The organism is Kurthia populi (assembly GCF_042686175.1).
In the GTDB taxonomy this organism is placed as follows: domain Bacteria; phylum Bacillota; class Bacilli; order Bacillales_A; family Planococcaceae; genus Kurthia; species Kurthia populi.
Genome location: NZ_JBHUOR010000121.1, coordinates 19,133 through 29,859 on the forward strand (window position 1 = coordinate 19,133; position 10,727 = coordinate 29,859).

The following is a 10,727-nucleotide window of genomic DNA, read 5'->3' on the forward strand; positions in this document are numbered from 1 at the left end:
TCCTCATTTCTATAAGTTGCATTTCAACAATTCATTATTCAAGAAATTCAGCAATTAGTCAAGCGGGTTACGTGCCAAACGAAATGATTTGGGCTGCATTTTGATTGTAATGACTTCTTTTGAAAGGCCAACATCTTCACCATCGGCATGGCCTTGTATAGGTCCGCTATAGTGAATAGTAAATGCTTCTGCACTTATTTGTGACACATGTTTTTTAAAATTCACATGCTTTCCTTTAAAAATAGTCGCGAACAAAAATAATAATTTTAATCGCGATAAATTTTCAACGATTGTTAATTCAAAGCGACCATCATCCGTTCGTGAATAAGGTGAAATTTTCATTCCTCCACCAATAAATGGTTGATTACTTATTGTCGTAATCCACACATTTTTATAAATCTTACGTTTCGTTTCGTACTCTACTACGACATCAAATGGTTTGAATGTCATAACTTCTTTAATTAGAATAATGATATAGGTTAGTCGCCCTAAGTTCATGCGATTTAACCAATTTTTTAGAGGTGTTTTATTTACTTCATAAACAATTTTCGCATCCACTCCATAGCCAATATTATTCATAAATATATGCTGACTATCCGTAAACAATACACCTGTATCTTCTTCAGTAATAACAGGATTGCTAAAAAACGCCTCAATTTCTGCAGCTGTTTTAAACGCGCTGAATCCACGACCAAAATCATTCCCAGAACCCCCATTCATCACACCAATTATAATATTTGAATGATGAACAGCACCTTGAATTGCCTCATGAATAGTGCCATCTCCACCAATGACGATACAAAGCTGGTCTCCTTCATTCTGTGAAATTTTATCAATGAGCGCTGTCGCATGACATGGCCCTGTTGTTTGATGCAATTCATATGGACTTTTTAGTGTTGCAATAACACTGGCTACAACTTGCTTCGCACGACCATTTCCTGCTCGTTCATTAACAATAATATGAAGCATCATAAATCAAACTTTTCGACATCATCTTTCGTTTTGTACCAATCTGCACGGTTAAATGATGTCGTTTGTGAATGTTCTAAAAGTGCCTCTGCCGCTTTAAATTGTAAATGTTTCATTGGAGATGCATTGCATTTTAATTCCTCAAACCATGCGTCATAATGACGACGGTCGACAATTTTAATACCATAAATCGACCCAGGATAATCGATGTAGCCATTACGTGATAATAAAATACGATGAATATCAAGAGATACATCTGCCTCTTCAAAAATTTGGTGTACAACCTTTTCCATACGTTTAAGACCGATTAATGGATTTAATACACGTTTATCTTGTTCACCGATTTTCTTTGTCCAAAAACGCTCCTTACTGTCTCCTGTAAAAGCTGCAACATCCTCTTCCTCAACTAATTGAATCACATAACATTCCGTTGGTGCTAAAACAATAACACCTATTTCAATCGGCGCTTTCTTTAATTGTAAAATTGGATCATACAACACAAAATATGTATCAGGTAATTTTTGTACGAGCGTGCGAAGCCATGTATCTCGCTGGTATTTTGGATCAAGGTGTGATTTTTCACGCAATGTTGAGCTTGCCCATTTTAATTGAAAATGAAAGAGTTGATCTAAGTACATTCGTTTTAATTCCTCTTCATTTTGTGGATTGTACAATAAAGTCGGATTAAAATTAAGTGTGCTCACTTCATCAGGAATCAAATTGTCTGCCCTATCATCAATTTCTAATGCGCTAGAACCTTGCTCCCATGGATTATCCCAAGATTCTTTTTCTTTACGTTTAAATAAACGTTTGAATAAATTTGGCTTCTTATTCTGTTCGTCAATCATTATTTCTTCTAATTCTAGAGCTGCATGATTGTTTGCGCGCCATTCCTCATTCATTCGTTTCCACTGTACATGCTTTAACCGTACATATTGCGTTGGGTAACGTTTGAGGTCAATTTGATAACGTGATACATAATCTTGTAGCTTAATTAATTGTGCCATCTTTATCACTCCATTCTTTCGAACAAAAAGAAGCGATATTTTTATACAGAATATCGCTTCTTGCTATGTGTATACATTGTAGTATATCGGAATTAATTGTTAAATTGTAATGCTTTCTTGCACTTTAGCTTCGAAAGCTTGTTGAAGTTTTCGCGTTGTTTCTCCTGGTTCCCCGTCGCCAATAATCGTATCGTTAATTTGGATAATCGGTGAAACCTCTGCTCCTGTAGATGTAAAGAACACTTCATCCATTGTAAGTAATTCTTCTACTGTCATAGCCTCTTCAACAATTTCAATACCTTGTTCTTTTGCACAGCGGAATACAACATCTCGTGTAATGCCTTTTAAAATCAAATTATTTGCTGGATGTGTATAAACTATTCCATTTTTTACACCATAGACATTCGAAGAAGAACCCTCTGTTACGATGTCTTCACGATGTAAAATGGCTTCAGCACAATCAGCCTCGTGTGCAGCTTGTTTTGCTAATACAGCCCCCAATAAATTTAAGCTCTTAATATCACAACGTAACCAGCGAATATCATCATATAATACTGTTTTTACCCCTTGTTCAAACTGTTCAACTGGACGATCACTTACTTGTGTATAAGCTGTAAATGTCGCACTCGCTTCATCTGGGAAATAATGCTGACGTTCAGCAACGCCACGTGTTACCTGCATATAAACATGTCCTGTATTTAATTGATCTGCTTCTACTAAATCGTAGACCATTTTATGCAGCACATCTTTTGTATAAGGAATGATAATGCGTAACTCATCTGCTGAACGATAGAAACGATTAATATGCGCTTCCATTTCAAATAAATTACCTTTATACACTTTAATTACTTCATAAACGCCATCACCAAATTGATAACCTCGGTCCTCAGCGTCAATTTTCGCTTCATTACGGTTCATTAATTGATCATTTACCCAAATATGTGTCATTACGCCACACTCCCTTTACGTTCAATAATTGCTCGTTTATTATTACAAAAAAATAGTAGAATAGCAAAAATAAGCTTGTATTGAAAAAATTTAATACGCGTCCCCTGTTATGCTTTAACCGTTGCTAATTCAACGATTGCATCTGCATAAATTACTGCTGCCTTAACTAAATTTTCGATAATAACATATTCGTCATGTTGGTGTGCAATATCAGGCTCCCCAGGAAATAGCATGCCGAATGCGACGCCATTTGGCAATTCACGTGCATAGGTGCCGCCGCCAATAGCTAGCAGTTCCGCTTTTTCTCCTGTATTTCGTTCATAGACAGCTGATAATTTTTGAATTAATTCTTCTTCTGGGGCCACATAATGTGGCTCTGAGTTGTCATCGATAATTAATTCAAAACCCGTTCCTTCAAGCGCTTGTTTTCCCTGTTCAATTGATTTTTCAAAATCATACGATACAGAGTAGCGCATAGATACGCGCACTTCACCAATACGACCCGCTTCATATTCCACAACACCTGCATTTAGCGTTGTATCGCCTGACATTTCATCATTGTATGCAAGACCAAGCGCATGACCTCTTGTTTCTGTCCCAAAGCCTTTAACAATAAAGTCAACAAATTGTTTCGATACAGGTGTTTCCAAATGATTGACTAAAAATGTTGCTAGTTTAATTGCGGCATTCACACCATTGTTTGGCTCCATTGCATGTGCGGATACACCTTTTATTGTTAACGTAAATGTATTTGAGTTATCGTTCGTGATTTCGCCTATCACATTTTCATTTACTAAATACGCTTCAAATTGTTCTTTGATTTGTGATGAAACATTTTTAACAATTGCTGTTGCAAAATCAGGCACCATATTAATACGATGTCCTGCATGGAAAGAACGCAATTGTTCATCATTATCCTTCACATTCATTTGACGATATGTTGTTTCCGCAATGCCTTTTTCCGCATTAATAATTGGAAAATCTGCGTCAGGAGCAAATCCTAATGTTGGAATTTCTTCATTAGCCATATAGTGATTGACACAACGGAAACCAGTTTCTTCATCTGAACCAACAATTAAACGTACACGACGTGATAATGTAATTCCTGCATCTTGAACCATTTTCATTGCTAGCCACGCTGCCATTGTTGGTCCCTTGTCATCAATTGCACCGCGACCAAAAAGCTTGCCATCCTCAATCTCTGCACCAAATGGCTCATGTACCCAATCACTTCCTGCAGGTACAACATCGACATGACAAAGTATGCCAACCATTTCTTCGCCCTGCCCCATTTCAATATAGCCAACTTTATTCGCCATATTTACTACGTTCATCTTCTGAATTTTTCCTTGTTCAAGTATCCAATTTAATGCTTTTAGTGGTCCTTCACCAAACGGTACTTGCTCTGTTGCTGTCGATTCATCTAAAACACTATTAATGCGTACTAATGCTTGTAAATCTTTAATCATTTCCTGCTGACGTTCTTGCGCTTTTTCTAACCAATTCATGAATCAAAACCTCCTAAGCTAATCTAACCTCAGTGTACACCTTACATCATATTATTGGATAGTGATTTCAAAAATACGAACAATATAAACATTAAAATTGTAAAAAGTTCGTTTATTAACCGTAAATTTTTGGTACTATCGTATTTTTTTAAGTTAAATGTATGGAAGAAAATTTGTTTTTCAGCTATAATGGTGGTGTCAGAAACAATCTGACCAACAAAACCGAAAAGGGGATGTCTAAGGCAGCCAATTTAGCCTATGAAACTTCGTATCGTCCGCTAGTCTTGAGAAAAAAGATGAAGGAGTGGTTCACCTTATGAAACCAACAACTGATCGGATGCTTACTCGCATTAAAGATGTGTATATGTATATCCATGAAAATGGCACTGTTACTACGCAAGATTTAGTCGATGAATTTGGCATCACTCCTCGCACCATTCAGAGAGATTTGAATGTGTTAGCCTATAACGACTTGGTAGAAAGTCCAAGCAGAGGTAAATGGACAACGACGCGTAAAAAAGTGAAGATGACATCTTAGAAAGATTCAACGATTTAGCTCACGGCTTTCGTTGAATGAGAAGTGTTAGCTCTAAGAATATAAAACATGCTGATGGCCACCTTCTCGCACTCATATTCAGTGACGTAATAAAAATAATGACCATGCTGCGTCGCTTGGTCATTATTTTTGCCAACAGAATTTAATTGCTTTTACATAGGAGAGAAGAATGCGGGGCATTCTTCTCTTTTTCTATTTACAATAAAAAACAGAAATCGCAAAGATGCGATTTCTGTTTTTTTAACGGCCTTTCAATTGTAGTACTTCTTCTTCTGTCAATTCACGATATTCACCAAGTGCTAGGTCATCACCTAATTGCAATGGGCCCATTGATAAGCGTTTTAAATACGTTACTTCTGTATCAATCGCTTTAAACATTCGTTTTACTTGATGAAATTTACCTTCTGAAATTTCAAGTTCAATTTCAGATTCTACTCCGCTGTTTAAAATCGTCAGTTTTGCTGGTTTTGTTTGATAGCCATCATCAATGATAATGCCTTGTTGAAACATCTCAATATGTTCTGGCTTAACTTCCCCAGCGATTTTGGCATAATACACTTTTGGTACATGCTTTTTGGGAGATAATAAATTATGTGTTAATTGACCATCATTTGTAATTAATAAAAAGCCCTCCGTATCCTTGTCTAAACGTCCTACTGGGAACGGTTCAAAATGACGGTGATACGGTTCTAATAAATCAATAACAGTTTGGTCATAATTATCTTCTGTTGCGGAGATGACGCCTGCTGGTTTATTCATTAATAAATAAAGCATTGGCTCATACGTAACGCGTTCGCCAAAAATAACAACTGCTTGTTTCTCTGGGTCTACTTGTAAGCCAACATCTTTCACGACAACCTCATCAACAGTGACTGCTTTTTGTTTAATGAGCTTTTTCACATCTTTACGTGTACCAAAGCCCATATTTGCTAATAGTTTATCTAAACGCATGTATTTCTCCTAATGAATGTGTAATTTTTTTGCTAAACGTTCAAAACGTGAACCGAGTAGTTTTTGTGCTAATCCTAATTTTAGTGATAAGAAACCATAGACTACTACCCCTACACCACCGCAGATAAATAAATAAACCATCGCAATCCAGCGGGTATTTGGTTCTGGCAAAATGAAGCCAAGTAATGAACGTACAACCATCACGACTGCAACCATAACTGCTGTTAAAATCGCAATTAATAAAATACGGCGCATTAAACGTTTTGGTTTATAATTTAAAACTTTTACGATAACAGCAATGTTAATACCGATTGTGAAGATATAACCAATTGTTGTTGCGTAAATAGCACCTGATGCTTCAAATGCTTCAATCATTGGAATATTAATTGATAATTTAATCAAAATCCCTACTAATAAGCTGAAAATAATCCATTTTTGATGTTCGATACCTTGTAATAATGCAGCAGTTACAGAGAATAATGCAAACAAAATCGCAACTGGTGCATAAAGCGCTAAAATATGTGCGCCCATATCACTTGGTGAATATAAGAAAGCATAAATTTCATATGATAATACGGAAATCCCAATAACAGCTGGTAACGTCACAAATAATAAGATTTGGAATGTCTTATCCATTGTTTCAATTACATCACTATGTTTACGCTGTGTGTAAAAACGTGTAATTGCTGGTACAAGTGCCATCGAGAAACCTGTTGCCAACATCACTGGAATCATAACAATTTTTTGTGTTGTAAAGTTCAACATACTTAAATATAAGTCGGATACTTTTGCCAGGCCGATTTCTGCCATTGCTGTATTAAATGTTAGCATATCAATTAATTGGAATAATGTTGATGCAATCCCTACGAATACGTACGGAATTGAATACGTTAATACTTCTTTATAAATTTTCACATAGGAGAAATCGCCTGAATCGACGCTTTCTCTTAATTTCAAATCAAACTCAGGCTTTGTCTTTTTCCAATAATAGCCCATGACAAGTAGCCCGCCAAGTGCCCCAATAAATGACGCGAATAACGCGAATGAAATTGCTGATTCTGGTGTTCCATTGAATAAGCGCATCATAATAAATGCACCGACTAAAACGACAATGATACGCACAATTTGTTCAATTAATTGTGATACGGCTGTTGGTGTCATATGGCCGTATCCTTGGAAGAATCCTCGTGTAATACTCATAAAAGGTACTACAAGTAATGCAAAACTTACCCAGCGAATAACGCCGGCAATCTGATTTGTTGTAAAAATCTGTTCATCGTCTTTAATCACCATTCCCGCAATAGGGTCTGCTAATAAATAAAGTGCCGCAAAACAGACAACTCCCGAACCAATCATAATGAAGACACCGGACTTCATTAACTTACGGCCTGCTGCATAATCTCCTCGACTATTATACTTCGAGACAAATTTCGAAACGGCAACAGGTGCACCCGATATCGCAATCGATAGCATAATTGAGTATGGAATAAAACCGTAAGAATAAAGTGCCACATTTTCCTCACCAATGATGGCATAGAATGGGAATACATAAATCAAGCCAAGTACTTTCGATAAAAACATACCGATCGTTAAAATGGCTGTCCCTTTCATAAATGATGACATACTAACCTTCCATTCTTTTTCAAAAAATAAAAATCACTAAATTTTAGTTTACAACTCGAACGGCAATTACTCAAATAGTTTCTTCACATCGTGTATAATAAATTGAACTGACATTCCAATTTAGAAAGTGAGCGTTTTAATATGTATGATGTAATCGTCATCGGTGGTGGCCCTTCTGGATTAATGGCCTCAATCGCCGCTGGTACGAACAATAAAAAGGTGTTATTACTCGAAAAGGGTAAAAAACTTGGACAAAAATTAGCAATTTCCGGAGGTGGCCGTTGTAATGTAACGAACCGTTTGCCTGTCGATGAAATTGTTAAACACATCCCAGGGAATGGTCGCTTCCTTTATAGCCCCTTCACAGTTTACAACAATGAAGACATTATTGCCTTCTTTGAGGGGTTAGGTGTTGCCTTAAAAGAAGAAGATCATGGCCGTATGTTCCCTGTATCGAACCGTGCACAAGACGTGGTAGATGCGCTATTAAAAGAAATGGCTCGCTTAGACGTTGAAATCCGTAAACAAACAACCGTTGCCAAGTTATTAATGGACGACGAAAAAATCTTAGGTGTACGCTTAGAATCGGGTGAAGAAATTAAAGCAAATGCTGTGGTTGTTGCAGTGGGTGGTAAAGCTGTTCCACAAACTGGTTCTACAGGAGATGGCTATCCTTGGGCTGAGCGCGCAGGTCACACTGTGACAGATTTATACCCAACGGAAGTTCCCTTGTTGTCAAATGAGACGTTTATTCAGTCAAAAGAGTTGCAAGGTTTAGCACTTCGTGATGCAGCCGTTTCTGTATTAAAGAAAAATGGTAAAGCCATTATCACACATCAAATGGACATGCTCTTCACACACTTTGGACTAAGTGGTCCAGCGATTTTACGTTGTAGCCAATTTGTTGTAAAAGAATTAAAGAAAAATGGCGGCAAGCCGGTTACAATACAAATTCAAGCGCTTGTTGACTACAATGCAGAATCTGCTTTCCAATTACTAATGAAGCAAGCAAAAGCAGATCCAAAGAAAGCCTTAAAAAATATTTGGAAAGGTATTGTTCCAGAGCGTTGGTTATTATTTTTAATGCAGCGCGCTGCTATTTCTGAAGCTGCAACAGGTGCTGATTTATCAAACGAACAAGCACGTCATTTAGCGAAAGAGCTAACAGGATTTGAAATGACTGTTTATGGCACACAACCTTTAGCAAAAGCTTTTGTTACAGGCGGCGGTGTATCTGTCAAAGAAATCGAACCTAAAACAATGGCCTCTAAGAAAAAGCCAGGTCTTTATTTCTGTGGTGAAATTTTAGATATTCATGGCTATACAGGTGGCTATAATATTACATCTGCTCTTGTTACAGGGCGTATTGCTGGTGACAGTGCCGCGAACTTTTCTTTTTGATACACGTTCCTATTAGGTATTCAATGCAAAGGGAGGCTGGGAAGTGAAAAAACGCAAGTCATGGATAAAATGGATAATCGGATTGATTATTGCATCTATCCTATTAGCAACTTGTGCAGTTATTGCTATTATTCAAATTTTCGATGCTGCCAAAACAACATTGCCAGACCCTACTAACCAACAACAAGTACGTGAAAAATTTATTGGAGAAATTGGGGAGGTTGCACGGGAAGTTGCTGCAGAGCATGATCTTTATGCCTCAGTGATGATTGCCCAGGCCTCGCTTGAAAGTCATTTTGGTACGAGTGGTCTTGGAAGTGAGCCAAACTATAATCTTTATGGGATTAAAGGTAAATACGATAATCAATCCGTCAAAATGAAAACACAAGAAGACGATGGAAAAGGCAATATGTCGACCATCAAAGCTGATTTCCGTAAATACCCTGATTACCATGCTTCTATGGAGGATTACGCTGCATTATTAGCAAAAGGTACTTCATGGAATAAAGATATTTATGCTGATACGTTTAAGACAAATGCACGAACGTATCAAGAAGCAACAGAGGCATTAACCGGTAGCTATGCTACTGACTCAAGCTATGCTGAAAAGTTAAATGCCTTAATTGAGCAATATGATTTAGAAGCATACGATACTTCTGCTACGAAAAAAATTGTACGAGCAAAATTTTTCGATAATGTAGAGGATATTGCAAAAGAATATAATATTTCAGAAACGCTTATTCGTCAGTGGAATCACTTGACGACAAATGAGTTAAAAAAAGAAGATAAAGTTATTTTATATATTTCTCAATAACGATAAAATAGACTGGGGCAGAACTTATCTCCTATCGATTATCGGTCCGCAATAATAAAAGAAGGAATCGCTTTTGCGATTCCTTCTTTTATCATGCTTACTTTTTCGACTGAAATATTTTTTAGGTCAGTCTCTTTTTTAGTCCATTTAATTTAACGGGAAAAAATATTTCTCAAATAATACACAAGGCTTAATAACTCGCGGAATAAGTTAATAAAATCTAAATATAGATCCAGTGCAACAAGTGGCACATCTTCATCAGTAATCGTTTGATGACGAATTTGGTTCATATCATATAGTGTATAAGTGACAAATAATAGAACGCCAATAGCACTTGCGATTACCATAATAATATCACTAAAGCCTACAAAAATTGAAAGAATTGAGAAAATAATAACCCCTATTAAAATGATGAATAAAAACTTACCCCATCCAGCTAAATTTGCTTTCAAATTATAACCAATGAAACCTACGATAATAAAAATAGCAGCTGTCGTACCAAAGATGACTAACACTAATCCGCCACCTAAAGCGCCCATATAAAAGTTTAATAAACTATATAATGTAATCCCTGTTAGTAACGCAAAAATTGACGATAACCACTTACTCATACGACGAGCTGTACGACTGAACATAAAGATAATCAAAATAATAATTGTCGAAATTGAAATCGGCAATACAAGTGCTGGTGGAATAAATACGCCAATGAATAGGCCTACTGCAGTTAGTACCCATAAGATTGTAAAGAACCGTAGTACTTTACCAAATTGTGAATCCATCTAAATCTCTCCTAATAAAATGTCTTTGTTTATTATACGTTCGATTACTTAAATAGTTTCATTTCATACGACGAATTGTAATATTAAGTGCACCACTCAAAATAAATAAAAAAAGACCCATTCAATATGAGCCTGTATAATTAAAGTTCCTACACCAAAATCAACAGGGGG

General features: G+C 36.6%; 10 protein-coding genes. 3 read left to right on the forward strand and 7 right to left on the reverse strand.

The features are described from left to right. Nucleotides 1–54 precede the first annotated feature (54 nt). The 4 genes from ACFSY7_RS13920 to pepV form a co-directional block, all read right to left on the reverse strand. On the reverse strand, nucleotides 55–972 hold the full coding sequence (locus ACFSY7_RS13920; protein ID WP_380148240.1) for a diacylglycerol/lipid kinase family protein: 918 nt from the start codon (nucleotides 970–972) through the stop codon (nucleotides 55–57). Further along, on the reverse strand, nucleotides 969–1,976 hold the full coding sequence (locus ACFSY7_RS13925) for a nuclease-related domain-containing protein (protein ID WP_380148241.1): 1,008 nt from the start codon (nucleotides 1,974–1,976) through the stop codon (nucleotides 969–971). The genes ACFSY7_RS13920 and ACFSY7_RS13925 overlap by 4 nt, the downstream gene beginning before the upstream one ends. A 99-nt stretch (nucleotides 1,977–2,075) precedes the next feature. Continuing rightward, on the reverse strand, nucleotides 2,076–2,924 hold the full coding sequence (gene dat / locus ACFSY7_RS13930; RefSeq protein ID WP_126989003.1) for a D-amino-acid transaminase: 849 nt from the start codon (nucleotides 2,922–2,924) through the stop codon (nucleotides 2,076–2,078). 107 nt (nucleotides 2,925–3,031) lie between these two features. After that, nucleotides 3,032–4,432 (reverse strand): dipeptidase PepV, encoded by a 1,401-nt coding sequence (pepV, locus tag ACFSY7_RS13935; RefSeq protein WP_380148242.1) that lies wholly within the window; start codon nucleotides 4,430–4,432, stop codon nucleotides 3,032–3,034. Nucleotides 4,433–4,748: 316 nt separating this feature from the next. On the opposite strand from pepV, the gene ACFSY7_RS13940 reads away from it, so the two are divergent. After that, a complete protein-coding gene (locus tag ACFSY7_RS13940; RefSeq protein ID WP_010303855.1) occupies nucleotides 4,749–4,970 on the forward strand; it encodes a DeoR family transcriptional regulator in 222 nt (73 codons plus the stop codon). A gap of 258 nt (nucleotides 4,971–5,228) precedes the next feature. Here ACFSY7_RS13940 and ACFSY7_RS13945 read toward each other — a convergent pair whose 3' ends face one another. Both ACFSY7_RS13945 and ACFSY7_RS13950 read right to left on the reverse strand, forming a co-directional pair. Continuing rightward, nucleotides 5,229–5,939 carry a pseudouridine synthase gene (locus ACFSY7_RS13945; protein WP_380148243.1) on the reverse strand — a complete coding sequence of 237 codons (711 nt, stop codon included), beginning with the start codon at nucleotides 5,937–5,939 and terminating at the stop codon, nucleotides 5,229–5,231. A gap of 9 nt (nucleotides 5,940–5,948) precedes the next feature. Beyond that, nucleotides 5,949–7,562: a putative polysaccharide biosynthesis protein gene (locus tag ACFSY7_RS13950; protein ID WP_380148244.1), complete on the reverse strand. Its 1,614-nt coding sequence runs from the start codon at nucleotides 7,560–7,562 to the stop codon at nucleotides 5,949–5,951. Nucleotides 7,563–7,703: 141 nt separating this feature from the next. Here ACFSY7_RS13950 and ACFSY7_RS13955 point away from each other — a divergent pair, with 141 nt between their 5' ends. Both ACFSY7_RS13955 and ACFSY7_RS13960 read left to right on the forward strand, forming a co-directional pair. Beyond that, the gene (locus ACFSY7_RS13955) at nucleotides 7,704–8,963 is read left to right on the forward strand and encodes a BaiN/RdsA family NAD(P)/FAD-dependent oxidoreductase (protein WP_380148245.1); all 1,260 of its coding nucleotides are present in this window, start codon (nucleotides 7,704–7,706) and stop codon (nucleotides 8,961–8,963) included. A gap of 43 nt (nucleotides 8,964–9,006) precedes the next feature. Continuing rightward, the gene (locus tag ACFSY7_RS13960; protein ID WP_139992680.1) at nucleotides 9,007–9,777 is read left to right on the forward strand and encodes a glucosaminidase domain-containing protein; all 771 of its coding nucleotides are present in this window, start codon (nucleotides 9,007–9,009) and stop codon (nucleotides 9,775–9,777) included. Nucleotides 9,778–9,929: 152 nt separating this feature from the next. On the opposite strand, the gene ACFSY7_RS13965 is transcribed toward ACFSY7_RS13960, so the two are convergent. Then, entirely contained in the window at nucleotides 9,930–10,556 is a 627-nt protein-coding gene (locus ACFSY7_RS13965; RefSeq protein WP_126989009.1) for a Bax inhibitor-1/YccA family protein, read from the reverse strand. Between the last annotated feature and the right edge of the window lie 171 nt (nucleotides 10,557–10,727).

What these genes read in the sequence shown, in the direction of transcription:
- ACFSY7_RS13945 (WP_380148243.1), bottom strand. Translation starts at nt 5,939, where the DNA reads ATGCGTTTAGATAAACTATTAGCAAATATGGGCTTTGGTACACGTAAA.
- dat (WP_126989003.1), bottom strand. Translation starts at nt 2,924, where the DNA reads ATGACACATATTTGGGTAAATGATCAATTAATGAACCGTAATGAAGCG.
- ACFSY7_RS13955 (WP_380148245.1), top strand. Translation starts at nt 7,704, where the DNA reads ATGTATGATGTAATCGTCATCGGTGGTGGCCCTTCTGGATTAATGGCC.
- ACFSY7_RS13925 (WP_380148241.1), bottom strand. Translation starts at nt 1,976, where the DNA reads ATGGCACAATTAATTAAGCTACAAGATTATGTATCACGTTATCAAATT.
- ACFSY7_RS13965 (WP_126989009.1), bottom strand. Translation starts at nt 10,556, where the DNA reads ATGGATTCACAATTTGGTAAAGTACTACGGTTCTTTACAATCTTATGG.
- ACFSY7_RS13940 (WP_010303855.1), top strand. Translation starts at nt 4,749, where the DNA reads ATGAAACCAACAACTGATCGGATGCTTACTCGCATTAAAGATGTGTAT.
- ACFSY7_RS13920 (WP_380148240.1), bottom strand. Translation starts at nt 972, where the DNA reads ATGATGCTTCATATTATTGTTAATGAACGAGCAGGAAATGGTCGTGCG.
- ACFSY7_RS13950 (WP_380148244.1), bottom strand. Translation starts at nt 7,562, where the DNA reads ATGTCATCATTTATGAAAGGGACAGCCATTTTAACGATCGGTATGTTT.
- pepV (WP_380148242.1), bottom strand. Translation starts at nt 4,432, where the DNA reads ATGAATTGGTTAGAAAAAGCGCAAGAACGTCAGCAGGAAATGATTAAA.